The organism is Embleya australiensis (assembly GCF_051903075.1).
GTDB lineage: Bacteria > Actinomycetota > Actinomycetes > Streptomycetales > Streptomycetaceae > Embleya.
On the sequence record NZ_CP182423.1, the window covers coordinates 1092257 to 1117241 of the forward strand.

General features: G+C 71.6%; 23 protein-coding genes. 11 read left to right on the forward strand and 12 right to left on the reverse strand.

Going from position 1 to position 24985, the window contains the following annotated elements; genetic code table 11:
- Position 1: 1 nt before the first annotated feature.
- Positions 2–667, reverse strand: a complete 666-nt coding sequence (locus ACMXN5_RS35020; protein ID WP_439678920.1) for a HEAT repeat domain-containing protein — start codon at positions 665–667, stop codon at positions 2–4.
- Between the two features lie 71 nt (positions 668–738).
- A complete protein-coding gene (locus tag ACMXN5_RS35025) occupies positions 739–984 on the reverse strand; it encodes a hypothetical protein (RefSeq protein WP_439678921.1) in 246 nt (81 codons plus the stop codon).
- A 109-nt stretch (positions 985–1093) separates the two neighbouring features.
- On the opposite strand from ACMXN5_RS35025, the gene ACMXN5_RS35030 reads away from it, so the two are divergent.
- Together ACMXN5_RS35030 and ACMXN5_RS35035 are read left to right on the forward strand one after the other, a co-directional pair.
- Entirely contained in the window at positions 1094–1390 is a 297-nt protein-coding gene (locus tag ACMXN5_RS35030) for a hypothetical protein (RefSeq protein WP_439678922.1), read from the forward strand.
- 166 nt (positions 1391–1556) lie between these two features.
- The gene (locus ACMXN5_RS35035) at positions 1557–2039 is read left to right on the forward strand and encodes a hypothetical protein (protein ID WP_439678923.1); all 483 of its coding nucleotides are present in this window, start codon (positions 1557–1559) and stop codon (positions 2037–2039) included.
- 51 nt (positions 2040–2090) lie between these two features.
- Here the strand turns inward: ACMXN5_RS35035 and ACMXN5_RS35040 are convergent, their stop codons facing one another.
- Positions 2091–3005 carry a ketopantoate reductase family protein gene (locus ACMXN5_RS35040; RefSeq protein WP_439678924.1) on the reverse strand — a complete coding sequence of 305 codons (915 nt, stop codon included), beginning with the start codon at positions 3003–3005 and terminating at the stop codon, positions 2091–2093.
- Between the two features lie 177 nt (positions 3006–3182).
- Between ACMXN5_RS35040 and ACMXN5_RS35045 the strand changes: the two genes are divergently transcribed.
- Positions 3183–4121 carry a LysR family transcriptional regulator gene (locus ACMXN5_RS35045; protein ID WP_439678925.1) on the forward strand — a complete coding sequence of 313 codons (939 nt, stop codon included), beginning with the start codon at positions 3183–3185 and terminating at the stop codon, positions 4119–4121.
- Here the strand turns inward: ACMXN5_RS35045 and ACMXN5_RS35050 are convergent.
- Entirely contained in the window at positions 4057–4866 is an 810-nt protein-coding gene (locus ACMXN5_RS35050) for an NmrA family NAD(P)-binding protein (protein WP_439678926.1), read from the reverse strand. The genes ACMXN5_RS35045 and ACMXN5_RS35050 overlap by 65 nt on opposite strands.
- 96 nt (positions 4867–4962) lie before the next feature.
- Here ACMXN5_RS35050 and ACMXN5_RS35055 point away from each other — a divergent pair, with 96 nt between their 5' ends.
- Complete coding sequence (locus tag ACMXN5_RS35055) at positions 4963–5493, forward strand: HAD domain-containing protein (RefSeq protein ID WP_439678927.1); 531 nt, start codon at positions 4963–4965, stop codon at positions 5491–5493.
- Here ACMXN5_RS35055 and ACMXN5_RS35060 read toward each other — a convergent pair.
- Positions 5444–6685: a serine hydrolase domain-containing protein gene (locus tag ACMXN5_RS35060; RefSeq protein WP_439681349.1), complete on the reverse strand. Its 1242-nt coding sequence runs from the start codon at positions 6683–6685 to the stop codon at positions 5444–5446. The genes ACMXN5_RS35055 and ACMXN5_RS35060 overlap by 50 nt on opposite strands.
- A gap of 227 nt (positions 6686–6912) precedes the next feature.
- Here ACMXN5_RS35060 and ACMXN5_RS35065 point away from each other — a divergent pair, with 227 nt between their 5' ends.
- Complete coding sequence (locus ACMXN5_RS35065) at positions 6913–7908, forward strand: right-handed parallel beta-helix repeat-containing protein (RefSeq protein WP_439678928.1); 996 nt, start codon at positions 6913–6915, stop codon at positions 7906–7908.
- A 138-nt stretch (positions 7909–8046) separates the two neighbouring features.
- Here the strand turns inward: ACMXN5_RS35065 and ACMXN5_RS35070 are convergent, their stop codons facing one another.
- Entirely contained in the window at positions 8047–8835 is a 789-nt protein-coding gene (locus tag ACMXN5_RS35070; protein ID WP_439678929.1) for a TetR/AcrR family transcriptional regulator, read from the reverse strand.
- A gap of 180 nt (positions 8836–9015) precedes the next feature.
- On the opposite strand from ACMXN5_RS35070, the gene ACMXN5_RS35075 reads away from it, so the two are divergent.
- The 3 genes from ACMXN5_RS35075 to ACMXN5_RS35085 all read left to right on the forward strand — a co-directional run bounded on the left by ACMXN5_RS35075 (position 9016) and on the right by ACMXN5_RS35085 (position 12866).
- Positions 9016–11259 (forward strand): MMPL family transporter, encoded by a 2244-nt coding sequence (locus ACMXN5_RS35075; protein WP_439678930.1) that lies wholly within the window; start codon positions 9016–9018, stop codon positions 11257–11259.
- Positions 11260–11398: 139 nt separating this feature from the next.
- Entirely contained in the window at positions 11399–12259 is an 861-nt protein-coding gene (locus ACMXN5_RS35080; protein ID WP_439678931.1) for a class I SAM-dependent methyltransferase, read from the forward strand.
- 274 nt (positions 12260–12533) lie between these two features.
- Positions 12534–12866, forward strand: a complete 333-nt coding sequence (locus ACMXN5_RS35085; RefSeq protein WP_380007840.1) for a histone-like nucleoid-structuring protein Lsr2 — start codon at positions 12534–12536, stop codon at positions 12864–12866.
- On the opposite strand, the gene ACMXN5_RS35090 is transcribed toward ACMXN5_RS35085, so the two are convergent.
- From ACMXN5_RS35090 to ACMXN5_RS35100, 3 genes are all read right to left on the reverse strand, one after another.
- Positions 12808–13281 carry a hypothetical protein gene (locus ACMXN5_RS35090; protein WP_439678932.1) on the reverse strand — a complete coding sequence of 158 codons (474 nt, stop codon included), beginning with the start codon at positions 13279–13281 and terminating at the stop codon, positions 12808–12810. The genes ACMXN5_RS35085 and ACMXN5_RS35090 overlap by 59 nt on opposite strands.
- 87 nt (positions 13282–13368) lie before the next feature.
- Positions 13369–14898 (reverse strand): FAD-binding oxidoreductase, encoded by a 1530-nt coding sequence (locus ACMXN5_RS35095; protein WP_439678933.1) that lies wholly within the window; start codon positions 14896–14898, stop codon positions 13369–13371.
- A gap of 137 nt (positions 14899–15035) precedes the next feature.
- On the reverse strand, positions 15036–15566 hold the full coding sequence (locus ACMXN5_RS35100; RefSeq protein WP_439678934.1) for a hypothetical protein: 531 nt from the start codon (positions 15564–15566) through the stop codon (positions 15036–15038).
- Positions 15567–15964: 398 nt separating this feature from the next.
- On the opposite strand from ACMXN5_RS35100, the gene ACMXN5_RS35105 reads away from it, so the two are divergent.
- The 3 genes from ACMXN5_RS35105 (at position 15965) to ACMXN5_RS35115 (ending at position 23009) form a co-directional block, all read left to right on the forward strand.
- Positions 15965–16546: a sigma-70 family RNA polymerase sigma factor gene (locus ACMXN5_RS35105; RefSeq protein WP_439678935.1), complete on the forward strand. Its 582-nt coding sequence runs from the start codon at positions 15965–15967 to the stop codon at positions 16544–16546.
- Between the two features lie 91 nt (positions 16547–16637).
- On the forward strand, positions 16638–18155 hold the full coding sequence (locus tag ACMXN5_RS35110) for a hypothetical protein (RefSeq protein ID WP_439678936.1): 1518 nt from the start codon (positions 16638–16640) through the stop codon (positions 18153–18155).
- A 171-nt stretch (positions 18156–18326) separates the two neighbouring features.
- Positions 18327–23009: an FtsK/SpoIIIE domain-containing protein gene (locus ACMXN5_RS35115; RefSeq protein ID WP_439678937.1), complete on the forward strand. Its 4683-nt coding sequence runs from the start codon at positions 18327–18329 to the stop codon at positions 23007–23009.
- A gap of 100 nt (positions 23010–23109) precedes the next feature.
- Here ACMXN5_RS35115 and ACMXN5_RS35120 read toward each other — a convergent pair whose 3' ends face one another.
- The 3 genes from ACMXN5_RS35120 to ACMXN5_RS35130 are packed head-to-tail and all read right to left on the reverse strand — an operon-like array spanning position 23110 to position 24886.
- On the reverse strand, positions 23110–23445 hold the full coding sequence (locus ACMXN5_RS35120) for a WXG100 family type VII secretion target (protein ID WP_439678938.1): 336 nt from the start codon (positions 23443–23445) through the stop codon (positions 23110–23112).
- A 51-nt stretch (positions 23446–23496) separates the two neighbouring features.
- Positions 23497–23805, reverse strand: coding sequence for a hypothetical protein (locus ACMXN5_RS35125; RefSeq protein ID WP_078982172.1), 309 nt, complete (start codon positions 23803–23805; stop codon positions 23497–23499).
- 58 nt (positions 23806–23863) lie between these two features.
- Entirely contained in the window at positions 23864–24886 is a 1023-nt protein-coding gene (locus ACMXN5_RS35130) for a serine/arginine repetitive matrix protein 2 (protein ID WP_439678939.1), read from the reverse strand.
- Between the last annotated feature and the right edge of the window lie 99 nt (positions 24887–24985).

Sequence of the window (24985 nt, forward strand, 5' to 3'; positions counted from 1 at the left end):
CCTACCGCCCTTCCGCACCGGCCCCGCCGAGGGCCGCGACACGCTTCGCCTCCTCGATCGCGAACTCGAATCCGACATCCGGGTCGCGCCACAACCGCTCCGTCGCGATCGCGTGCGCACGCACGCGGGGATCGGGGTCCGTCGTCGCGGCGCCGAGTGTCGGCAACATCGCCTCCCCGAGCGCGATCAGCGCCCGGCTGAGGCTCAGCCGCGTCTCGTGTTCGCCGCGCCCGAGCTGCGTCGCCAACACTACGGCCAGCTCGTGCCGGGCATCCTCGGGCACCAGTACCACCGCCGCCCGCCAGGCGCTGCGCGCCACCTCGTCGTCGGCGTCGGACAGCAGCGCCGGTGTGATCGCCGGCCACGCCCGCCGATCCCCGATCTTGGACAGCGTGTGCAACGCCTGGCTACGTGCCCGCGCCCGCTCCGAACGCGCCTGCTCAACCAGCAGCGGGACCGTCAGTGGCGCCGGGTGGCGGGTGAGCGCCCACGTCAACGTCTCGCGCACCTGGAAGTCGGGGTCGATCCCGCACCGCTCCACGAGCGTGCGGACGAATCCCGGGTCCGGGTTCGTGCCGGCCGCCAGCGCCACGCGCACCCGGACCGACGGATCGTCGTCCGCCAGTCCCCGCAGACCTCGCATCGTGCCCTGTTTCGCCATGGCCATCGCGACCACCTCCTCGGCGACAGTCAAAACGTTGCCATCGTGTCAAGGTCAACCCCAGGGCCGGCGGGGCGTCAGCCCACCAGGGACGGGTCGCCGAGCCGGAGGTAGTCGTCGAGTCTGCGGCACAGCTTCGGGAGGATCACGACATCGTCGGTGGTCGAGGGGATGCCGGTGATCACGGCACCGGTGGTGGTCGCGTCCCGGGGCCAGAGCCCGCTGCCGGCGGCCCTCGCCCGGAGTGTCGCGGCGGTGAGCTCGCCGCGCAGGTCGGGAAACAGGTTGCGGTAGTACGTCGGGTAGACCACCGGTTCCGGCACGCCCGTTCGGGTCAGTCGGCATGCGGGGGGGCGGGGGCTGATGGTGCACTCGGCTGGTCGGACTCTTCCACGTCCACGACCACGTTCACCTCCCGAACAGGAGCCCAGCATGCCGATCGTCGCCGTCTTCGATGTCCCGGGGATGACCCGCAGGCAGTACGAGCAGAGCGCGGAGAAGGTCTCCGGCCGCGCCGGCCCGGTGAAGAACCTCTCGGACTGGCCCGTGTCCGGCCTCATCTCGCACACCTCCGCCGCCACCCCGGACGGCTGGCTCGTCGTCGACGTCTGGGAATCGGAGGAGGCCTTCCGGGAGTTCGGCAAGACCATCATCCCCATCCTCGAGGAACTGGGCGTGCCCGACCCGAAGCCCAGGATCTACCAGGCCCACACCGTGGTCACCCCCTGACGACCCCACCCCTCGGCCCGGGCGGCCCGGTCCGGGACCGGGCCGCCCGGGCCGCCGCGCGTCGGGGTGGTATGCAGGTGGTTCGGCGAACGGGTGACGGGGAGGGTGGTCGATGTCGACGCGGTGCCCGGTGTGTGCGGCGGCGGTTGTGCCGATCGTGTACGGAATGCCCGCGGCGCCCCTGCGCGAGCGCGCTCGGGCCGGGGAGGTCCGGCTCGGCGGGTGTGTGGTGTGGCCGGATCGCGCGCAGTGGTGGTGTCGGGCCTGCGACTCCAAGCTCCGGCGCGAGGAGGGCGGCGCGTGGACCCGGGTCGTGGCCGCTCTCGGCATCCTCGGCATGCGCGAGGGGCCCGGCCGGTTCGTGGTCGGCCGTGACCGGGCGGCCTGCAGATTGTCGGTGCCCGCGGACTGGGAGTTCGTGGCGCCGGTACACGCCGTACTCGAACGCATCGAACCCGGCCACTGGCGCGTGTCCCGCCCCGCCTCGGCGACGACGGACGGCGTGACCACCCTGCGCCGGGGACGGACCTCGCAACCGCTCGGCCCCGGCGAGGAAGTGGTGATCGACGATCGCATCGCCTCCGCCCTCGCCGTCACCGACCCGGCGGGCGTACGTCGGATCGACGTGGAGTGGACGGTGTTCCGCTGACGCGTGCCGCCCCGGGTCCGGGTCATGCCCGAGCGGACCGAAGCGGCCTCACTACGAGGTGAGTTCGGCCACCAGCCGGGTCGCGACGGGTACGGGGACGCCGTGTCGCGCGCCCGCGCGCAGCAACGCGCCGCCGATCGCGTCGAGTTCGGTGGGTCGGCCGGCCTCGACGTCGCGCTGCATGGACGACTTGGTCTGTTCCGGGAACGAGTCGTAGAGCGCCAGGGAGTGCGCCGGATCGACGGGGACGCCACAGGCCCGGCTGACCGCGGCGGCCTCCTCGACGAGCGCGAGCAGTTCCGCGCGCCGCCCGGTCCGCACCTCGCCGATGGTGAGCCCGTAGCGGCTGGTGAGCAGCGCGAAGGGGGCGAGGAAGGCCAGCTTCGCCCACAACGCGGCCGCCTCGCCGCCCACCGCGCGGGTGCGCACACCGGCTTCGGTGAACAGCGCCGCCAACGGCTCGACGCGCTCAGGCGGGCCGGCCAGGTCGATCTCCGTGAACGGGCTGCCGTGTTCGATCACACCCGGCGCGAGACGCGTCGACTCGACGCGGATCACGCCCGGGACGACGGCCTGTTCGCCGTAGTATTCGCGCAGCAGGGCCGGGTGTTCGACGCCGTTGAGCAGCGGCAGGATCACCCCGTCCCCGATCGTTTCCGCCGGGATGCGCTCCAGCGCGTCGTGTAGTCCCGTGTGCTTGACCGTGATCAGGCACAGATCGACGGGTTCGCGCAGGCGCGTGTCCGCGTCGACGTGGGCGGTGAACTCGCCGTACTGCCCGCTGCGTACCCGAATTCCGTTCCGGCGCAGGGCTTTTGCGGTTTCCTTGCCCGCGACGCAGGTCACGCGGTGGCCGGCCCGGGACAGCAGGGCGGCGAGCAGCCCGCCCACTCCTCCCGGCCCGAGGACCGCTACGGCTCGGGGAGGCACGGCGACGGGCTCGTGGGGCGACGTCGAAGCGGGCACGGACGGTTTCCTTTCGATGGCGACGAGGGTCGGCACCCGTCCCGCCGGGCTGTCTCCCGTCCGGACGGGGACGCGTGGTCGGGTCGGGTTGCCGCCCGGTTCCGATGATCGAACCGGGCGGCAACCCAAGTCAATCCTCGGGTTTGCTGCCAACTTCCCAAGCCTTACCTTGGGGCCATGACCCTCGATGACCTCCGTATCTTCGTCGCGGTGTGCCGGGCCGGGAGCCTGAGCGCCGTCGCCCGGGACCTCGCGTGCACCCAGTCGGCGGTGAGCCAGCACGTGAAGCGGTTGGAACGGGAGACGAAGGTGCAACTCCTGGAGCGGCACCCGCGCGGCGTGGCCCCCACGGCGGCGGGCCGACTGCTGCACGCGGCGGCGGCCGACGGCATCGCCGGACTGGATGTGGCCCTTCGTCGGCTCGACGAACTGGCCTGCGGTGAAACGGGATCCGTCCGGGTCACCACGGGCGCGACGACCGTGCGGCACTTCATGTCGGAGGCGGTCGTCGCCTTCCGCAGCCGATATCCCGGGGCCAGTCTGGAGTTTCGCACCGAGACCTCCAGTCGCAGCTGCTTCGACGCGCTCGCCTCCAACACCCTCGACCTCGCCTGGATCACCGTCGGCGGCCCGATTCCCGGCATCCAACAGCGCTGCGTGGCCGAACTTCCCTGGGTATTGGCGGTCCGGGCCGACGACCCACTGGCCGAACGCGCCCACGTCGACGCGGCCGACCTGGCCGGCATCCGCTACATCCGGCCTCCGGAGGACTCCTCCTCGCGGGCCCACCTCGACGCGGCCTTCACGAAACTGGACATCCGCGTCCCGCCCGAATCGGGCGTCGCCGACTGGGACACCGCCATCCTGCTGGTCGAACTCGGCCTGGGACACGCCCTCGTGCCGGCCCTGCCCGACCGGCGGGCTCCCGCCGACACCGATCCCGTACGCTTCCTGCCCATCCCGGCCCTGCCCCGCCTGCCGGTCGGCTGGGCCGTACGCCGCTGGGACGACCTGACCCCCCTGGCCCGCGCCTTCGCCGACAGCGTCACCCTCACCGGAACCGACCCGCGTGATCGGCACTCCAGCGACCGAACGTACGGGCGGGCCGACCGGTGACCCGTTCGACGGTGTCGACCACCGTGCCGGCTTCGGCGGGCGGGTCGGCGTACCAACCGATCACATAGTCGGCGTCCTCCCGCGACACACCACCGGCCATCAGCCTGGCCACGGCCTGTTCGTGCGTGATCGCGACGAAGTCGACGTCGCGGTGGATCGCCCGGGCCAGGATCGCGATCCGCTCGCGTGTGGTCAGCGCTTCGGGCCCGGTGAGGTTGTACACGCGGCCCGCGTGGCCGTCGTCGAGCAGGGCGGCCGCGGCCACCGCGCCGATGTCGGCCTCGTGCACCAGCGCGCTGGGGAAGTCGTACGGCTCGCGCACCACTCCCTCGGCCCGGATCGAGTCGATCCAGGTCAACGTGTTGGACATGAACTCCTGCGGTTCCAGGCGCGTCCACTCCACCCCCGAGTCCGCCACGGCCTGCTCGACCGGCCCGACCCAACCGCCCCACACCACCGTGATGCGCCGTACACCCGCCTCGACCGCTCGCCGCACCAACTCCGGCCCGGCCTCGGCCGCTCCCGCCGTCACCGTGACGTGCAGCCGATCCACACCGTCGAGGGCGGCACCCAACCCCTCCGGCGACGTATGCGTCCCGACCACCGTCTCGACCCCCGTCGGCAACCTCCCCGCGGCCGCGACCGGATCACGCGTCAACGCCCGAACCTTCTCCCCGCGCCGAACCAACTCCGCCACCACATGCCGACCGGTGTTCCCGGTGGCACCCGTAACAAGTGTCGTCACAGCCGAACCCCTCTCGTTCCCGACGACGCTAGGAGTTCAACCACACTTGAAGTCAAGCCACCCCTCACCGGGTCCGTTTGCCGCTATCGTGCGCACGTGATCGACTCCGGGCAGCGGCCGCTTCTTTTTCTTGATGTCGACGGACCCCTCATACCGTTCGGTGCGTCGGCGGAGCAGTATCCGGATGGCTATCCGACCTACCGGTTCGTTCCGCACGTGCCGGACGCCTTCGCGAATCCGCTGTTGGCCAGGGTCGATCCCGCGCACGGCGCACGGTTGGCGGCGCTGGGCTGTGACGTGGTGTGGGCGACGACCTGGATGCACGAGGCGAACGAGTGTGTGTCGCCTCGGCTCGGGCTGCCGCGGCTGCCCGTGGTGGTCTGGCCGGAGCCGGCCGCCGTCGACGCGCACGCCGATCGGGCCGGGCTGCACTGGAAGACCCGGGCGCTCGTCGCCTGGGCGGCGGGGCGGCCGTTCGTGTGGGTCGACGACGAGATCGGTGACGGCGACCGGGCCTGGGTCGAGGCTCACCATCCAGCGCCGGCGCTGCTGCACCGCGTCGACGCCGTGCACGGGCTCACCGCGGCCGACTACGCGGCCCTGGGGGCGTGGGTGGCGGGCTTGTGAGCGCCGACGGCGGGGGCGTGCCGCAGAATTCGGCGAGGAGTAGGTAGCCGGCGGCGTCGGTGTCGCCCGCCCAGTCGGTGTCGAAGTTGACCACCAGGCTGTGTCCGCCGTCCCGGGTGGTGTAGGCCATGCTCTGCGAACCCGGCAGGAAACCGGTGTGTCCCCACACCTGTGTGCCGCACGGCAGCGTGGCGCGGAAGACGCCCAGGCCGTCGTCCTGGCCGTCGCCGAAGTCGGGTGAGGGCACGGTGGTGGTCAGCTCGGCCATCTGCGCCTCGGGCAGCAGCCGGCCGCGCATCAGGGCGGCGAGGAAACGGTCCAGGTCGGCGGTGTCGGACACCAGTTCACCGGCCGCCCACCCCCAGGACGGGTCGAACTCGGTGATGTCGTACACCGTTTGGTCCGGGTCGTCCGGGAACTTCGTGTACATCCGCCCGCTCGGCGCCGGGATGCGGGGGTACGTGCCGGGCAGGAGCGTGGAGCGCAGCCCGAGCGGGACGAGGATGCGCCGCTCGGCCTCGGCCGCGTAGGTGTGGCCGGTGACCCGTTCGACGACCATCGCGGCGAGGACGTACGCGGTGGTGGTGTAGTTCCAGCCGGCGCCGGGCGGGAACGTCGGTGCGTGCTTCAGTCCGATCGCGACCAGTCGTTCCGGTGTCCAGGTGTCGTAGCGGTGGTCCAGGAAGGTCTTGCCCAGGAGGTGCAGGTCGGGGTCGTCCGTGTAGTCGGCAACGCCGCCGGTGTGGTTGAGGAGTTGCCGCAGCGTGATGGCGCGGCCGTCGTTACCGTTGCCGCGGACCAGGCCGGGCAGCCATTTCTCCACGCTGTCCGCGAGGCTCAGCCGGCCCTCGGCCTCCAGTTGCAGCAGGACCACGGCGATGAACGGCTTGGAGATGCTGCCCACCCGGAAGCGGTCGACCGGGCGGGGCGGGCGGCCCGTACGCAGGTCGGCGACACCGGCCGTGGCGCGCCAGGCGCCGTGCGCGTCCCGGGCGCGGACGATGACGCCCGGCACGCCCGAGCGGATCGCGAAGTCCACGGCGGCCCGGGTCTGTTCGTGGCCGGCCCCCGACGCGGCGGACCCGCCCGTCGCGGCGGCCGTGTCGCTCGCCGTCGAGGGCACGCCGGCCCCGACGGCGGTCATCGCGACCGCCGCGACCGCGGCGACCAGGGCCCTTCGAACCGTCCGCATCGCCACCGCGGCCTCCCTCTCGTCGACCTCGCCCATCCTCCCCCGCCGACGACCTCCGAATGACCCGATGTCCCCGAAATCAACCCATTCGGGGCGCAAACGCGCCCCGGGCACACGTGGGCACCGTGTTGGTCTAGACCTCTACGCGCCGATGCCGCACGCTGGTGGATGCACCGGCCCGGCTCGCCCGCACGCGTCCCGTCACCGTCTCGACGGAAGGTTGCCCGATGCGCATCCGTACCCTGTCGCTCGCCCTGGTGAGCGCCCTCGCCACCATGCTCGGCACCGTGCTCGCCGTCGCGCCGCCCGGCCACGCCGCCGCGACCGTGTCCGCGACCGACCCGGTCGTGCTCGTGTCGACGTCGGCGCAGCTCAAGTCGGCGTTGGCCGCGGCCGCCCCGGGCGCCACCATCCGTCTCGCCGACGGCACGTACACCGGCAACTTCCGTACCACCAGGGCCGGTCGCGCCGACGCCCGGATCACCCTCGTCGGCTCCACCAACGCCGTACTGCGCACCGGCACCGGCGGCGGCTACGCCCTGCATCTCGACGGCGCCGCCTACTGGACCGTACGCGGCATCACCCTCACCCACGCCCAGAAGGGCATCATGATCGATGCCGCCCGCGGCGTGCTGGTGGACTCCGTCACCGTGCACGAACTCACCATGGAGGGCGTGCACTTCCGCAATTCCAGCAGCGACGGCGCGATCGTCGACTCGCGGATCTACGACACCGGCCGGGACAATCGCGGCATGGGCGAGGGCGTGTACGTCGGTACCGCCAACACGCTTGCCGACCGCAGCGATCGGGTGCAGATCCTGCGCAACGTGATCGGCCCCGACGTGGGCGGCGAGGCGGTGGACCTGAAGGAGGGCACCACCGGCGGCCGGGTCGCGGGCAACACCTTCGACGGCACGGGCCTGACCGGGAACAACTACGACGACTCGTGGGTCGACGTGAAGGGGAACGGCTACCTGATCGAGGACAACACGGGCCGCGACTCCACGAACGACGGCTTCCAGGTGCACGCGCAGTTCCCGGGTTGGGGCTGCGGCACCGTCTTTCACGCCAACCGCGCCGACCTGACCGGCGCGACGGGCCCGGACCGACTCGCCATCCACGCCTTCTCGTACACCGCCGCCTGTCCCACCACCGTCACCGCCGACAACACCGTCGTCGGCGGCAACGGCCTGGTCAACCCGGGCGTCCCGGTCATCCCCTGACCGCGCCGCCCACGCGTCGGCAAGCGCTTCGGACCGGTCGAGGCAATCGCCGCCGCGGCGTCGTCGGGCGCGGCGCCGTGGGGCGGTCGCGCCGTGGGCAACCGCCACCGGCCCCTCGGCCGGCGCCCCGCGGACGGCCTACGGGCGGGACCGCCGCGCCGCGGCGGCCCGATCCGCCGGTGGGATGCGGCGGTGGATGTCCGCGAGCATCGTGTGCATCGCGACGCGGAAGATCTCCGCCTGGTGCGTGTCGACGAACGAGGTGTGGCCGAACACCTCCAGGGAGACCAGGCCGTGCATGTGGCCCCAGGCGCTCAGGATGATGGCGACGGCGGGTGGCGGCAGTGAGCCCAGCCCGTCCGGTGGCAGCCGCTCCAACTCCTCGCGCAGCGCCGGCGACAGCGGCGGGATGTCCGCGGCGGCCAGCTGCCGCGTGGTCAGCCCGCCGAACAGCTCGCGTTCGAAGATCGCGCTCATCCGGCGCACGGCCTGGGTGGTCGGGCCGTCGGTGGGCGCCGCGTAGTGGCGTAGCGGTGCCCCGTAGATCAGCTGGAACCGTTCCGGGTTGGCGACGGCCCACCGGCGGTAGCCCTCGGCGGCCGCCACCATGCGCGACAGGCCCGGGTCGGCGACGGCGTCGACCGCGACCTGTACCGCGTCCGCCAGGTCGTCGTACGCCTTGGTGATGAGCGCGGTGACGAGGTCGTCCCGGCTCGGGAAGTAGTGGTAGAGCGCCTGCACGGTCATCCCCAGGCCGCGGGCGACCGCACGCAGCGACAACGAGTGTGGTCCCTCCCGGCCGATGTGTTCCTCGGCGGCGCTCAGGATCTCCCGCACGGCGGCGGCCCGACGCCGCTCACGCAGCGTGAGCGGCGCGGAAGGCGCCGGCGGCGCAGGCACGGTCGATCCGGCTTCGGCTGGAGACATGCGACGACCTTACGACGAAGGTTCCGGCGCGCCACGAGCCCGGCGCACCCTGTGAAGAAAATCTAACACTGCCAAAGTTTCTTGTACCTCACTAGGGTCATCAAGCGTGGCAGGGAGCGCCGCGGACGGCGCATTCCAGGTCTTTTCTTTTGTTATGGCAAGAGCCCAAGGAGACAACCCGTGTTTGAACGCATAGCCGAACTCACGGTTCGCCGGCCGAAATTGGTACTCGTCGTCGCGGGTCTGCTCGTGGTCCTGATGGGCGTCCTGGGCGCCGGCGCGTTCGGCAAACTGCTGAGCGGGGGCGGGTTCGACGACTCGGCCTCCGAGTCCACCCGCGCCAAACAGGTCATCGACAAGAAGTTCGGCGGGGAGACCAACCTGGTCCTGCTGGTCCGCGCCCCCGACGGCGGCGTCGACGGCCCCGCGGCCAGGCAGGGCGGGCAGAGCCTGGTCACCGATCTCAAAAAGGAGAAACACCTCGACAACGTGATCTCCTACTGGGACGCGGGCATCCCGGAGCTGCGCTCCAAGAACGGCCGACAGGCGATGGTGCTCGCCCACGTCAAGGGCGACGACAGCGAGCGCGCGGAGAACGTCAAGGGCATCCTGGAGCACTACACGGGGCGGTACGGACCCGGGCTCACCGTCCAGGCCGGCGGTGCCACCGCCGTGGGCGACGAGTTGTCCGAGCAGGTGGTGAAGGACCTCGTGCTGGCCGAGGTGATCGCCGTTCCGCTGACCCTGCTCCTGCTCCTGGTCGTCTTCGGCAGCGTGGTCGCGGCGCTGCTGCCGCTGGTCATCGGTACCGTCGCCGTCGTCGGCACGTTCGCCGAACTCGCCGTCCTCGGCGGCCTCACCGACGTCTCGGTCTTCGCGATCAACCTGACCACGGCCCTCGGCCTCGGCCTGGGCATCGACTACGCCCTGTTGATGATCAGCCGATTCCGCGAACACCTCGCGGCCGGGGCAAACGTGGACGACGCCGTCCGGCACACCGTGCGCACCGCGGGCCGTACGGTCGCGTTCTCCGCCGCCACCGTCGCCGCCGCGCTCGCGTCACTCCTGGTGTTCCCGCAGTTCTTCCTCCGCTCGTTCGCCTACGCCGGGGTCGGCGTGATCATCGTCGCCGCGGTCGCCACCCTGTTCGTGATGCCCGCGCTGCTCGCCCTCCTGGGGCACCGGGTCAACAGCGGCCGCATGCCGTGGGCGAGGTTCGACCGCCCCGCCTCCGCCCGCACGCCCCTGTGGGGACGGATCGCCGGCACCGTCATGCGACGTCCCGCGCTCACCGCGATTCCGGTGCTCGCCGTACTGCTGCTTGCCGCAAGCCCGCTGCTCGGCATCACGTTCGGCACGGCCGACGAACGAGTGCTGCCCGAGGACGCGCGGAGCCGGGAGGTCTCGACCGCGCTGCGGACGAACTTCGACGGCAACGACGCCGCGGCCGTACACATCGTGATCAACGGTCCGGTGGCCGAGGGCCCGTTGGCGGCGTACGCGAGCGAACTGTCCCGGCACAGGGACGTGGTCCGCGTCGCGACCTCCACCGGCACGTACATCGGCGGCCGGCTCGCCGCGCCCGGCGCCGGCAACCCGGCGATGGGCCGCCCGGACGCCCAGCGCATCGACGTGGTCGGCGCCCTGGCCCCCAAGTCGGACGCCGCCCAGGACCTGGTCGCCGACGTACGGGCGGTCACGCCGCCCCCCGGGACCCACCCGCTGGTCAGCGGCACCGACGCCGAGTTGGTCGACTCCAAGGACTCGATCGGCGGTCGACTGCCCGCCGCGATCGCCCTGGTCGCCGTCACCACCTTCCTCCTGCTCTTCCTGTTCACCGGCAGCGTCGTCCAGCCGCTGCGCGCACTGCTCCTGAACATGATCAGCCTGGGCGCGGCCCTGGGCGTGATGACCTGGATGTTCCAGGACGGCCACCTCGCCTCCCTGTTCGGCTTCACCCCGCAGCCGATGGACACGTCGATGACCGTGCTGATGTTCTGCATCGCCTTCGGCCTGTCGATGGACTACGAGGTGTTCGTGCTCAGCCGGATCAAGGAACTGCACGACGAGGGCGAGGACACCGAGTCCGCGGTGGTCAACGGCCTCGGCCACACGGGACGCATCGTCAGCGCCGCCGCCGCGCTGCTCGCGGTCAGCTTCTTCGCCTTCGGGACGGCCCGGATCAGCTTCATGCAGATGTTCGGCATGGGTACGGGGCTGGCGATCCTGATCGACGCGATCGCCGTACGGGGCGTGCTGGTCCCCGTCGCGATGCGGCTGCTTGGCCGCTCGGCCTGGTACGCGCCCGGCCCGCTGCGCAGGTTCCACGACCGCTTCGGCCTGAGCGAAGGCGGCCCGGCGCCGGCGGTCGCGCCGAAGCCCCTCGTCGGCGCGGCGAGCGAGAAGGACCCGGCGGGCGTCTGAGCACACCGGCGGCGGACGGGGCGCGAATTCGCGCCCCGTCCGCTTCGTGCCTTGCGCGTACGGCAACTCCTCTCGGGATCGCCTTGCGCATCCGGCAACCCATCGGGTCGGCGGCGCGCGATCCGCCTAGCGTGACGGCATGACCCACCCCGCACATCACGGCGCGCACACCGCCCACACGCACGACCACGCCGAGGCCGACCTCACGGAGACCCTGGACCTGGACGCGGAAGTCCTCGCCGAGCACATGGACGCCGTCACCGCGTCGCTGCCCTCGGGGACCGAGCCTCGTCACATCGTGGACCTGGGCTGCGGAACCGGCGCCGGTACGCTCGCCCTGCTCCGGCACTTCCCGAACTCCCGGGTCACGGCCGTCGACTCCGCCCCCGCCCACCTGGATCGCCTGCGGGACAACGCGGTCGCCGACGGCGTGGACGAGCGTCTGCGCATCGTGCGGGCCGACCTCGACACCCCGACGCCGCCCGACCTCGGCCGCCCGGAGCTGGTCTGGGCGTCCGCCTCGATGCACCACATGAGCGACCCGGACCGCACCCTGCGCCAAGTCCGCGAACTGCTCCGTCCGGGCGGCCTGTTCGTCATGATCGAACTGGCCGCCTTCCCCCGCTTCCTCCCGCCCGAGGCGCCGGCGGACAGCCCCGGCCTCGAAGACCGCTGCCACGCCACGATCGACCGGCAACACGCGGCGATGGCCTCCCACCGGGATGCGGACTGGGCCCCAAAACTCGTCGCGGCCGGCTTCGCCATCGAGTCCGAACGCACCCGAACGCTGCACGTCCCCGCCTCGCGGAACCCGGCGGTGACCCGCTACGCCCACACCACCTTCACCGGCCTCCGCACCCGGATCGGCCGGCTCCTGACCCCCGAGGACCGCACCGCCCTGGACCGCCTCCTCGACCCCGAGTCCCCGCACAGCCTGTTCACCCGTGAGGACCTGGCCCTGCGGACCCGACGCACGACCTGGATCACCCGCGCCGGCTGACGCCGCGCCGGCAACCCGATCCCTCGCCACTTCCGGAGCAATGCCAAAAGTACCGACGCCGGGACTTCGTCCCGACGACAATAGCGACGCGTGGAAATGCGATGCTTCTCTTCGATGCGCGATCGGGATAAAGATCGGATCGTATCCAAAGCCGTTTCCGCCGCCCGACAATTCCGAAGCGAGCCGAATCACCTGATCTTCCGGCCGCCGGGCGGGCGACATGGACCCCCTTTCCGTTACGATCAGCCCGCTCCCAGGAAGGGGATTCTCACCAATGGCTCAGCGCGTAGTCACGCTCTACACGGATGACATCACCGGCAACGAGGGTGAAGACATCGCAACGCATACGTTCGGCTTGGACGGCGTCACCTACGAGATCGACCTCGGCCAGGACACCTACCAGCAACTGCTGGACGCCCTCGGCCCGTACTTCCACGCCGGCCGCAAGACCGGCACGTCGCGCCGCACCGCCGTCAAGGCCCACAAGACCGGCGACGGCCCGGACCCGGTGAAGGTCAGGGAGTGGGCCAAGGCACAGGGCATCGAAATCAACGCCCGCGGCCGGGTACCGGGTGACATCGTGGCGAAGTACCAGGCGGCTCACTGACCCGAACGCGGGCACTGAGGCGCAGGGCAAGCCCGGTGCGGAGGCGCGCGGAGGCGCCGCGAAGCGTCCCGAGCCTCCGCACCTCGTCGGCCTCCGCTTCCGGGCGATCCGCGAGGGCGAGCGCCGCGGCATAGGGCCGTTCGCCCTCGTCGAGCCTCGCCGCCACGGCATCGAGCACGGCCCGAAGCACGACGCGATCCGCGCCGGGGTGCTCCGCCAACAGGCGTAGGAGCATGTTGTCGTTCCAGGCGCCGTCACGGGCCGTGCTCAGTTCGAGCAGAACGGCGGACGGGGTGTGGGGATTGGCGGCCAGGGCGTGCCACACGAAGGGATAGGGACGCCGCGCGAGGCGATGCAGGGCGGAACCGTCCTTCTCCGTACGCGCCGCTTCCAGGTAGTCGGCAGGCGTGGGCACGCGGATGGCCTCCCGAAATCGCCGAAGCCGCCATCCTGACACCGGATCCCGAGCCGCACCATCGAATACCGCGACGGTCGGCGGGGATCAGGCGTTGGTGACGGATTGGGGGAAGGCGAAGACGCCTGTGGGGTCGTAGTGGTGGGCCACCGACTTCAGGCGTTGGAGGTTGCCGGCGTAGTAGGCGGTGCCCCAGTCGGGGAGGGTCGCGTCGATGTAGTTGACGTAGGCGCCCGTCGCGCCCAGTGCGGCGAGGCCGTCGCGGACCGCGTCGACCGCCTCGGTGGCCGCCGCCTGGCCGGCCGGCGTGGTGTTCGCGTAGATCTGGGCGGTGGCCAGGGCCTTGCGGTGCGGGAAGGCGGTCGCGTCGGGGGCGAGTTCGGCGACGGCGCCGCCCATCGAGTCCAGCAGCAGGTCCAGCCCGACGCGGCCGGCCATCAGGCCCACCACCGCCTGGCCGTCCAGCGCGGCGGTCAGCACGCGGGAGACGGCGACGAAGGCCTCGCGGGTCAGTCGTCCGCCCTCGAACGTCGGGTGGCACTGGGCGATGGTGTCGGTCGAACAGCCGGCCATGTACTTCATCGCGTCCAGGTAGTTCTTCGCCTGCACACTGCGCGTTCCGGGCTGCGTTCCGACCGCGGCGACCAGCGTGTCCAGGAGCGGGTTCAGCGCGTCGGGAGTGCCGACGTAGCAGCCGCCCACCCGACACGTCGGCGGTGTGCCGCCGGAGATCACGCAGTTCGACCACAGCTCCGGCCGCGCGTCCGCGATCCACCCCTGCCAGGCCCCGACCACCGAGGGCGTCGCGCCGGCCGGAAAACGCAGCGAGAACACGGTGAGCGGGGGCGCCGGCTCCGTGCGGAACGTGAACCGCGTGACCACGCCGAAGTTGCCGCCGCCCCCACCCCGCAGCGCCCAGTACAGATCCGGTTCGGCGCACTCGGACACGGTGAGCACGCGCGAGTCGGCGGTGACCACCTCGGCCGCGACCAGCCGGTCGCAGGTGAGCCCGTACTTGCGGGTCAGCACCCCGATCCCGCCGCCCAGGGTCAGCCCGCCGATCCCCACCGTCGGACACGAGCCGCCCGGCAGCAGTCGGCCCGCCTGCGCCAGTCCGGCGTACACCTCGATCAGCCGGGCGCCCGCGCCGACGTCCACCGTGCCGTCGTCGTGCACCTCGATCCGCGCCATCGGCCGCAGGTCCATCACCAGCCCGTCGTCGGGCACGCTGTATCCGAGGTAGCTGTGCCCCCCGCTGCGCGCGGCGATCGGCACGCCGTGGCCTCGGGCCGCGTCCAGGCAGCTCTGTACATCCGTCGCCGACGTGCAGCGGGCCACCGCCGCCGGCAACTGCCGGTCGTACAACTCGTTGAAGCCGAGCCGGGCCACGTCGTATCCCTGGTCCGCGGGCAGCAACAACCGACCGTCAAGGCGCGCCTTCAACGCCGACCAGTCCGGCGGCCCGGCCGTCGGCGTCCGCGTCCCGGCGTACGTGCGCGCCCGGGGCGCCGGCCGGCTCACGGCGCCGCGCACCGATCCGTCGGCCGTCGACCCCGTGAGCACCAACGCACCGCCGACCCCCAAAGCGGTCAGGAATCCTCGTCGATCGATCGTCATATACCCACATCTCCCGGCGACCCGTGCGCACCGCGTGCCGGCGACGCATACCCTGAGTTATCGCAAGCTTTATCCCCGAATCGGTCGAAGGCACGCCGGGCTGCGCCCATCGGCCGATACGACGGGGTCCACCCGGCTCAGTCCACCCCACCGATCACGGCCCTGCCCTCGGCCGCGGCGGCGGCGAAGAACGGACCCAGGTCCTCCAGTTCGTGCTCCTCGCACTCCCCATCCCAGCGGGCCGCCCCGCCGGCGCGGGCCCAGCCTTCGGCGACCAGGCCCTCGGCCACCCGACGGACCTCGTCCGGGGCGAGGACGAAGGCGGGCCCGTAACAGAACTCGTACTCCTCGACCTCGTCGCACTCGTGCCCGGTCGCCCCGGCCAACCAGGGGAAGGCCGCCTCCCAGTCGGCCGTGCCCTGCTCGGCCTGCGCCCTGCTCTCCGCGACCGCGGCGAGCAGGCGGTAGTCGAACCTGTAGGAGTCCGCGCGCGGACGAAACTCGCCGGGGAGCACCCCCGCCTGTTCCGGATCGGGTCGGTCTGACGGGTCGATTCGCTCGGGTTCGTCGGCCGGGTCGAAAAAGAGCGTCTCGATCAGTTCGGGCCGCTCCAGTACCGCCGCCGGCACCGACGGTTCGACCTTCGCGAGCATCAACCACATGGACATGGGCTCTCGGTTTCCTTTTCTCGTGTGCGGTCGGCCCGACAGCCGTCCGGTCCACGCGGGGAAGCTATCGGCGGCCACGGACACGCCGCCCCTCGCCCGAATTTTTCGGATCGAGGGCATGCAACCCGCGAACGGCGGAGCGCGTGTGCGCAGGGAAACCTCGGTTCGGAGGTGTGGATGAACGCGGTTGTGTCGCGGTCGCCGGAGAGAGGGAGGGTCCCGGATGGGGACACCCGAGATCGACGCTCGCCAACGGCCCTGCCGGGAGCCGTACTCGGGGTTTCGGCGGCGGCCGGCGAATCCTCAAATTCAGCGCAGATCCAACAACCTTGTAACACGCCGTGGTTAGTGTTCGCGGTTCGAGCCGAGACACATCCGGGAAGCGAGGGTCCGGGCCCGTGACGTCTTTTTGTACCCGAGGCCGTGACACCGGCGGCCAGGCCTGCTCGACACCCGACGGCGAGCCCACAGACCTCACGGAACCCGCTGACCTCGCGGAACGCGTCTATCGGCAATACTCCACACCCTTGTTGTCGTTCTGCCTCAAACTCACCGGCGGCGACCGGCCGTGGGCCGAGGACGTGGTCCAGGAGACCATGTTGCGGGCGTGGCGGCACGCGGGCACGATCGCCGACGACACGTCCAACCTGATGCCGTGGCTGGCGACGGTGGCGCGCCGGATCGTGATGGACGACCGCCGCGCGCGTCGTTCCCGGCCCCAGGAGTGCAGCCCGGAGCCCCTGGAGTACGTTTTGGCCGACGACCAGTGGGAGCCCCTGCTCTGGAAGATGGCCGTCGCCGACGCATTGCCCTCGCTCACCGCCGCGCATCGCGAGATCATCGCCGAGACGGTGTTGAGCGATCGTGATCCCAAGCAGGCCGCCGAACTGCTCGGCATACCGGTCGGAACGGCGAAGTCCCGTACCTACTACGCGATCCGCGCCCTGCGCCAGGCCCTGGAGGAGCGCGGCGGCGGATGAGCACCCGAAATTCCATACAGTGTCGCGCGGACCACGCGGCAGCACGGTCGGGTGCTGTCGTGGATGCCCGATGTGGGGAGCTACCCGGCAGATGAGGAACATCGATCCGCTCGACTTCTTCGCGGACCACCGCGAAACGATCCTCCGTTGGGGTGGCATCTCGGCCGCCGCGCTCGTGGTCTTCCTGATCCTCCGGTTCTTCGCGATGCGAATGGGCGGGTGGAAGGCGGCGGCGCGGCGGTTGTGGCGGGAAATCGCGCTGACCGCCTACGCGTTCGGCGGCCCGGCGCGGGCCTGGCTGCGGTATCGGCGCTCGGTACGGGTGCTGGTGCGGGGCCTGGGTGCGGCGACGACCTGGCGGGACGCGGAACGTGCGCTGGTGGCCGCGAAGTTCGCCGCTACGCCCGCTCAGCCGTATGCCGCCATCGTCGGCGAGGACACGGTGACGGTGTTGTTCGCCGCCGCCGGGATGCCGTCGCCTCGCGGCGTCTGGCGGGCGGTCCCCGACGACCCGTGGGCCTGGACGGCCGTTCGGGCGGAGTTGCCGTCGGTCACGCCGGACGCGGAAGGGACCAGGCCGGTCGTCGTCGCGCTGGGCGAGCGGGACCGGGAGTGCGTGTTCGTCGACCTCGTCGTCGGTCCGGCGATGGTGTGTGTACAGGGTGATCCGCGTTCGGGACCGGCCCTGTTCCAGGCGGTCGCGGCCCAGTTGGACGCCAGGCTGCCGACCGGGCAGGTCGTGGTCGCCGACGGGGTGCACCGCGACGTGGCCGGACAGCCGGTGCGGGAGGCGTACCGGACCGCTCGCGGCAGGCCGCCCCGGCTGGGGCTGCCCACGTTCCTGGTGACCCCGGAGCTGCCGGATCCGCTGCCGCCCGAACTGACCGAACCTCCGGGTGACGAACCGCCGTTGCGGCTGCTGCTCGGCGGGCCGGGACGGGGACACATCCGGACACTGCTCACCGATCGACACGGACGGGTCGCTCTGCCCGGCACGCCGCTGGTGGTCGTGTGCCATTCCCTCGGCGCGGCGCTGGCCCGCGTACTGCCGACCATTCCGCCGGTGCTGCCGCCGGTACCCGCGCCGGTGGCCCGCTCCGGAGTGGACCACGCCGCGTGGTTCGCCGAGGAGGAGGCCGGGGCCGAATCCACCGCCGCCGAGCCGCGGGCGGCGCAGCCGGTGGCCATCGGGGAACCGGCCGAATCCATGGCCGCGGCCGTCTCCGCACGATCCTCGACCGCGGAGCCGGCCTCGGCCCGCCCCGCACCCGAATCGAGCGCGACGGCCACATTCCGCGCCCCCGCCGCCGGCACACCCACCGGCTCCCCCGCCGTCTCGGCCCGCCGAGAGGCAACCCCCCGCCGGGAACCCGCCGACACCCCCGGCCGACCCCCCGTCACCGAACCGCCGACCGGCCGCGATCCGTCCCCGATCATCGAGCCCACCCACAGACCCGACCCGTCTCCCCCGGCCGAACCAACCGACGGGCCCGACGCACGTCCCCGCGCCGAACCAACCCCCGACCAACCCGATCCGCCCACCGACACCCCCACCGACCGAACCCCCGATCCCGCCCCCGAGCCGTTCCCCCCCGGCTCCAGGGCCTGAGGGCCTGTCCCGCGGGATCTCGGTGACGCCGCGCCGTCCGGTACCGGACGGCGCGGCCCGATCCGCCGAGATCCGCCGCGCAGGCCCACCGCGGCCCCGCCTCGCCCCCGGACACCCCCGCCGGGGCGAGGCGGGGTCCGTACCCCCTCCCCCACCCCGCGAGAGAGTTGCATGCCCGTGAATCTCGCTCTCACCACCACCGATCCGCAGGGCCGACGCTCCGATCACCTGCTGGACGTGCCCGATTCGGCGACCGTCGCCGACCTCGGGTCGGTGCTGGGCGCCGCCGATCTGTTCCTGGGTGATCGGCGGCTCAATCCCGACGCGCGCGTGGGCGCGAGCGGCATCCGCGCCGGCGCGGTGATCGGTCTCGGCGCTCCCGCGCCGACCGAGACCGCGACCCGGGCGTGGCGACCGCCCGGCTCCGATCCGGTCCTGGTCACCGTGCGGCACGTCTCGGGCCCCGGCGCGGGCCGGGTGTGGCGGCTCGGCCCCGGCCGGCACGAGGTCGGCACCGATCGGGCGTGCGCGTTGCGCCTGGACGGCGGCGGCGCCCCCGCACAGGGCACCTGGATCACGGTCGGCACGGACGGCTCCGTCACCGTCGCCCTCCCGGACGACGCCGACGAGGCCGACTGCGGCCTGCGCAGCCTCACCCCGCCGCCGCCCGTCGATCCGATCACCGGCACGCCGCTGTCCACCGAGGAGCCCGCCGGCACGCAGGAGGGCGGGCCCGGCGGCCACTCGACCGAGCCCCCGCCCACGGGTCCGGACGGACAGCCCGTACAGCCGCCGCTGCCGCCCGTCGGCCAACTGCCGCCGCTCGACGACGGCTCGCTCCCCTGGCCGACCTACGCCGACCTGTCCCTCGGCGAGCACCTGCTGCGCCCGGGCCCGCCGGACGAGCCCGAGGCCGCGGTACGCCCGGCCCCGGACGGCCTCGGCATCGAGTACAACCGGCCGCCGCGCATCGCCCCGCACCTGGACGCCGAGTCGATCCGGATGATGGGTCCGCCGACCGACACCAGCAAACGCCCGTTTCCCTTCCTGATGATGATCGCCCCGCTCCTGATGGGCCTGGCGATGATGTTCCTGTTCCGAAGCCTGTTCTTCGTCGTCTTCGTGTTCTTCACACCGCTGATGGCGGTCGGCAACTGGATCTCCGGAAAGCGCACCGGTCGCCGCGACTACCAGGAGGCGAAGCGGGTCTATCGCATCCGCCGATCGGCCCTGGAAACCGAGATGCGCCGCGCGACCGTCGAGGAACGCGGGCTGCGCAACTCGACGTTCCCGGACCCGGCGGCGCTGTTGCTGACCGCGACCGGCCCGGGCCTGGCCCTGTGGCAGCGCCGGCGGCGCGACTCCGACCACCTGACCATCCGACTGGGCACCCTCACCCGCGCGTCCCTCAAGAGCATCGACGACCAGGCCCGGGAGAACCACTACCGCAACGTCAACTGGCGTATCGCGGACGTGCCGTTCGGGGTCGAGATGACCGCCTTCGGGGTGGTCGGGATCGGCGCCTCCGGGGAGTTGCCGCGCCGGATCGCGAGTTGGGCGGTGATCCAGACCGCCGTCCTGCACAGCCCGCGAGACGTGCGCATCGTCGTGCTGACCGAGGACGAGCACGCCGAAGCCTGGCAGTGGGTCCGGTGGTTGCCGCACCTGCGTCCCGGCCGACTCGGCGCCGCGGTGGTGGCCCTCGGCACCGACCCGGAGAGCACCGCACACCGGGTCAACGAGTTGATCGCCGACGTGCAGACCCGCACGGACTCCTCGCAGTCGGCGCTCGGCCCCACCCTGCAGCGCGAGCCCGACGTGCTGGTGATCCTGGACGGCGCCCGCCGCCTGCGCGATGTGCCGGGCATGATCGACGTGTTGACGAACGGCCCGGCCGTACGCGTGTTCAGCCTGTGCCTGGAGGAGCGCGAGCACCTGCTGCCGGAGGAGTGCACGGCGGTGGTGACGGCGAACGGCGGCCGACTCGACCTGAAGGCGTCACACGTGCCGGAGGTGAAGGGCATCCGGGCCGACCTGGTCGACCCCGCCTGGTGCGAGGAGGTCGCGCGCGCCCTCGCGCCGGTGCTCGACGTCACCGTGGAGAGCGATTCCGGACTGCCGTCCGAGGTCGCGCTGTTGCCGCTGATCGGCCAGGAACCGCCGGACGCCGAGGTGCTGCTCCGGGCCTGGGCGCGCCGCCCGGCGTCCACCACGTTCGTCCTGGGCAGCGGGTACGAGGGCGTGTTGCGCCTGGACCTGGTCCGCGACGGCCCGCACGGCCTGATCGGCGGCACCACCGGCTCGGGCAAGTCGGAACTCCTCCAGACGATGATCGCGTCGCTGGCCGCGGTCAACCGTCCGGACGAGTTGACGTTCGTGCTGGTCGACTACAAGGGCGGCAGCGCGTTCCGCGAATGCGCCGAACTCCCGCACACCCTCGGCATGATCACCGACCTCGACGGCCACCTGGTCAAACGCGCGCTGGCCTCCCTGGATGCCGAACTGCGCCGCCGCGAGACGGTCCTGAACGAGGTCGAGGCCAAGGACCACACCGAGTACCGGGCCAAGCGCGCGCGTGATCCGCGCCTGCCCCCGCTGCCCCGACTGCTTCTGGTGATCGACGAGTTCGCCACGCTGGTGCGCGAACTGCCGGACTTCGTACCCGGTTTGATCAGCCTCGCCCAGCGCGGCCGCTCGCTGGGCCTGCATCTGCTGCTGGCCACCCAGCGGCCCGGCGGCTCGGTCAGCAACGAGATCAAGGCCAACACCAACCTGCGCATGGCCCTACGGGTGACCGACCGCTCGGAGAGCCAGGACATCATCGACGGCATCGAGGCCGCCGGCATCTCGCCGAACAACCCGGGACGTGCCCTGGTCCGCCGCGGCGAGGGCCCGCCCACGCCGTTCCAGACCGCCTTCGTCGGCGCGGAACGCCCCGGCGCGCTGCCGAGTTCGGTCGCCAAGGCCGCCGCGTCCCGGCCGGTACGCGGCATCCGGCTCGGCTGGCAGCGCCTCGGCCGCCCGCTCGACTTCTCCGAAGCCGAAGCCGACGTCGAGAACGACACGGACACGGGACCCGAGTCGCACTTCGACCCGCACGAGGACCCGATGACCGGGCTGTCCCAGGAACTGCCGACCGACCTGCGCGCCCTGGTGGACGCGCTGCGCGAAGCCGCGGACAGGTTGCCCGACTTCCGCCCGCAGCCCAGCCCCTGGCTGCCGCCGCTGGACGACCGCATGCGGCTGGACGAGCTGCCCGCCATCCCGGAACCGGCGCCCGGCGCACTACCGATGGTTCCCTACGCCCTGCTCGACATCCCGCACCTACAGGCCCGGCGGCTGGCCGCGATCGACTTCGCGTCCTTCGGCCACCTCTACGTCATCGGCGCACCACGTTCGGGCCGCACCCAGGTGCTGCGCACCATCGCGGGCGCGGCGGCGCTCACCATCCCGTGCTCCGATCTGCACATCTACGCGATCGACGCGGCCGGCGGGGGCCTGAGCGTGCTGGAGGCGCTGCCGCACTGCGGCGCGGTCGTCTCGCGCCACGACGCGGAACGCATGGAGCGGCTGATCAACCGGCTGACCGCCGAACTGACCCTTCGACAGCGGCTGATCGCCCGGCACGACTGCGCGGACGTCACCGAACTGCGGGGCAAGGTGGGCAAGGACCAACGGCCCGCGCACCTGGTGCTCATGGTGGACGGCTGGGACGCGCTGAGCACCATGCTCGACGACTACGACGGCGGCCGGTTGTACGGCGACGTCGTGCGGCTCCTGCGCGAGGGCCAGGGCGCCGGGATCCATGTGATCGCCACGTCGGAGCGGCTGTTGCTCGGCGGGCGCCTGGCCGCGCACAACGACCATCGGCTGCTGCTGCGCCAGACCGACCCGGGCGACTACACGCTCATCGGGATGCCCCGCAACAGCATCCCGGCGGCGGTGGCGCCGGGGCGGGGTTGGCTCGCGCCGGGGGCGATCGAGGCGCAGATCGCCTTGTTGCCGTCGATCACCGACGCGCCGGTGGCGGCGGCCGTCGACGGAGAAGACCCGTCGGCGAACGACCAGAGCGACCAGGCCGAGGCCATGCGGGAGTTGGGTCGGCGGGCGACCGCGCGCGACAGCAACGTGCCGGACGTACGGCGTCCGTTCCGGGTCAACGAGATGCCGACGCTGATCGGCTTCCAGGAGGCGCACGACCGCATGCCGCAGTCGCTGCGCAAGCCGTTCCAAGCACTGCTGGGTGTGGGCGGCGACGCGGTCGCGCCGCTGACCTACGACTTCGCGGACGGCGGCGGGTCGTTCATGGTCGCCGGGCCGCCGCGCAGTGGGCGCACCACGGCACTGGCTGCGATGTGTGTGTCGCTGCTGATGGGCGGCACCCGGCTGGTCGTACTGACCCCGCGTGACTCGCAGTTGCGCAAGTTGTCCGCGCACGGCCTGGCGCAGGTGCTCACCGACCCCGATCCGGAGCCGGAGGTGCTGGTGGAGGCGTTGACCTCGGTGCGCGAGCATCCGGTGGTGGTCGTGGTGGACGACGCCGATCTGATGCTGGCCTGTGCCGCCGACTCGGTGTTGCGCCGGATCGCGACGTCGGGCCGGGACCACGGTCAGGGGTTGCTGTTGGCCGGGTTGGCCGAGTCGATGAGTTCGCTGGGCTGGGTCGGCATGGCCCGGCGTTCGCGGCGCGGCCTGCTGCTCGGGCCCAAGACGCTGGGCGAGGCGGACCTGATCGGGGCCCGGCTGTCGGCCGAGCAGGTGCGCACGCCGCTCGGCCCGGGCCGGGGCTGGACCGCGGGCGACTCGGGCGCGGCGATCGCGGTCCAGGTGCCGCTGACGGTCCTGGACGGCTGACCGGCGGCACGGGGCCCGTCGGCACGTTCCCGTCCGCTGCGGACTTCCGGAACGTGCCGACGGGCCCTGGCGCCCCAGCCGAAGAGGGGTCGGCCGGCGGCTACTTGTGCGCCGCCGCCTCCGCCTTCATCTTCGCGACGGCGGCGTTGATGTCGCCCATCAGCTTGGTGTCGGAGCTGCCCAGCGAGTCGGCGATGTCGGTGAAGTTCTTGGCATACGCCGCGATGTTGCCCGCCGAGTTCTTCATCTGCGTGCTGAAGGTGTTGTAGGCCTCCTGCAGGGCGGGGCTGGCCTTCTCGAACACCAGGCCGTTCTGGAGCAGGGTGGCGACCTGGGTCTCCAGGTCGCCGAGTTCTTTGGAGATGTCGCTCAGCTTGGTGCCCATCCGGGTGGCGGCGCTGCGGATCTCGTCGTAATCGACCTTGATGTCGGCCATCGGGTCCTCCGGGGGGGTTCGGGTGTCGGGTGGGGACGCGCGGGCGGGCCGCTACTGGGAGGAGTTGACCTTGTCGGCGATGTCCTTGTCCATGTCCTGAACGGACTGCATGATCTGCCGGAACTGCTGCGCGTAGCCCTTGATGCTCTCCGTCGCGGCCTGGAGCGCCGTGCTGAACTTCTCGTACTGCGCCTGGAGCGCGGGACTGGCCTTGACGAGAACGAGGTTGGTGGTGAGCACGTTGTCGACCTCGGTCTTGGCCTCCTTCATCCGGGGCACGAGCGTGTGCTCGACGCTGTTGTCCAGGAGGTTGGACACCCGGGTGATCTCGGAGTAGGTGAGTTTGATGTTGGCGCCCATGGGGGTCTCCTCGGGAACGAGTCGGGGTGGGTCGTCGCGAACGACGGTGCGGCGAGCGTCAGTCGAGCTTGCCTCCGGGCGGCGGCTTCTGCACGCCCCCGCCCTTTTCGGTACCGTCGCTGCCGGCGTCCTCGTCGGCGTACTTGGGATCGCGCTTCCACTCGCTCTTGGGTCCGTCGCGAATGTAGTGCTCGGTCGTCTTCCCGGAGTGGCTGATCATGGTGCCACTGCCGTCCTTGTTGATGGTGAAGTCCGACGTGCTCTTGGTGCCGTCGCTCAACGTGGTGGTAATCGAGTAGTCGCGGACGTCGATCCGGCCCGGCTTTCCGTCCTTGCCCGCGCCCGGCACGTCGTCGACCCATTCCGGGGGACCCTTGTACGTGGTGGTCGTCTCGTAGGTCTGCCCCTGCGGATTGGTGATCTTCGACGTCTCCTTGACGATGTTGTTGTCCTTGTCCAACTCGACACTCACGTCGATCTTGCCGTGCTCGTCCTCGTAGTGGTGCGAAGTCGGCGGCTTGTCACTGGGCTTGGGGGGCTCGTCGCCGGGCTTGGGGGGCGCGCTGTCCTCGCCCTTGGCGATCCAGGCGGCACACCACGCGGGCGCCTCCGGATCGTGGCATGCGTGTCGGATGGTCTCGTTCGGGTGATCGCGGAAGTACTCGGTGGCGCCGATCGAGGCCAGGTAGTCGTCCCACTTGGTCTTGTCCGCGAGCCACTTGTCGTGCGCGGCCTTGGCGTTGCGCCATTGGTCGATGCCCAGGCCGGTGGTGATCAGTCCCGCCGAACCGGAGATCCTCGAGTCCTGGTCGAAGAAGAGGTCGGATACCGCCTTGAAGCTGTCGGCGAGCTTGTTCAGCCCCTCCTTGGCCTTGGCGGTACGGGACTTGGAGTGGTGGTAGAAGCTGTTGAACGAGGTCGAGAGGCCGGAGGTGCCCAGGGCGGCGCGGCGCTCGGCGGCGCCGGCCTCGCCCAGCTCGCGAAATGCCCCGCCGGTGCCCGAATCGGCCTGCTTGGCGAGTTCTCTGAGCTTGGTATTGATCTCGTGCAGGTTGGTGTAGTCGATGGCGAAATCCGCCATTCGGACCTCCTGTTCCTTGCCCGACTCGCGTGGTGGGCGGCCGCGCCGCGAACCGCTCCCATTTCTGTACGCGCCGCAACCATCGTGGGTTCAACCGAG

Coding starts and splice junctions, on each gene's coding strand:
- ACMXN5_RS35080 (WP_439678931.1), top strand. CDS start 11,399: ATGACCCACCCCGCACATCACGGCGCGCACACCGCCCACACGCACGAC.
- ACMXN5_RS35045 (WP_439678925.1), top strand. CDS start 3,183: ATGACCCTCGATGACCTCCGTATCTTCGTCGCGGTGTGCCGGGCCGGG.
- ACMXN5_RS35115 (WP_439678937.1), top strand. CDS start 18,327: ATGCCCGTGAATCTCGCTCTCACCACCACCGATCCGCAGGGCCGACGC.
- ACMXN5_RS35030 (WP_439678922.1), top strand. CDS start 1,094: ATGCCGATCGTCGCCGTCTTCGATGTCCCGGGGATGACCCGCAGGCAG.
- ACMXN5_RS35110 (WP_439678936.1), top strand. CDS start 16,638: ATGAGGAACATCGATCCGCTCGACTTCTTCGCGGACCACCGCGAAACG.
- ACMXN5_RS35020 (WP_439678920.1), bottom strand. CDS start 667: ATGGCCATGGCGAAACAGGGCACGATGCGAGGTCTGCGGGGACTGGCG.
- ACMXN5_RS35035 (WP_439678923.1), top strand. CDS start 1,557: ATGCCCGCGGCGCCCCTGCGCGAGCGCGCTCGGGCCGGGGAGGTCCGG.
- ACMXN5_RS35060 (WP_439681349.1), bottom strand. CDS start 6,685: ATGCGGACGGTTCGAAGGGCCCTGGTCGCCGCGGTCGCGGCGGTCGCG.
- ACMXN5_RS35065 (WP_439678928.1), top strand. CDS start 6,913: ATGCGCATCCGTACCCTGTCGCTCGCCCTGGTGAGCGCCCTCGCCACC.
- ACMXN5_RS35095 (WP_439678933.1), bottom strand. CDS start 14,898: ATGACGATCGATCGACGAGGATTCCTGACCGCTTTGGGGGTCGGCGGT.
- ACMXN5_RS35130 (WP_439678939.1), bottom strand. CDS start 24,886: ATGGCGGATTTCGCCATCGACTACACCAACCTGCACGAGATCAATACC.
- ACMXN5_RS35100 (WP_439678934.1), bottom strand. CDS start 15,566: ATGTCCATGTGGTTGATGCTCGCGAAGGTCGAACCGTCGGTGCCGGCG.
- ACMXN5_RS35085 (WP_380007840.1), top strand. CDS start 12,534: ATGGCTCAGCGCGTAGTCACGCTCTACACGGATGACATCACCGGCAAC.
- ACMXN5_RS35070 (WP_439678929.1), bottom strand. CDS start 8,835: ATGTCTCCAGCCGAAGCCGGATCGACCGTGCCTGCGCCGCCGGCGCCT.
- ACMXN5_RS35125 (WP_078982172.1), bottom strand. CDS start 23,805: ATGGGCGCCAACATCAAACTCACCTACTCCGAGATCACCCGGGTGTCC.
- ACMXN5_RS35120 (WP_439678938.1), bottom strand. CDS start 23,445: ATGGCCGACATCAAGGTCGATTACGACGAGATCCGCAGCGCCGCCACC.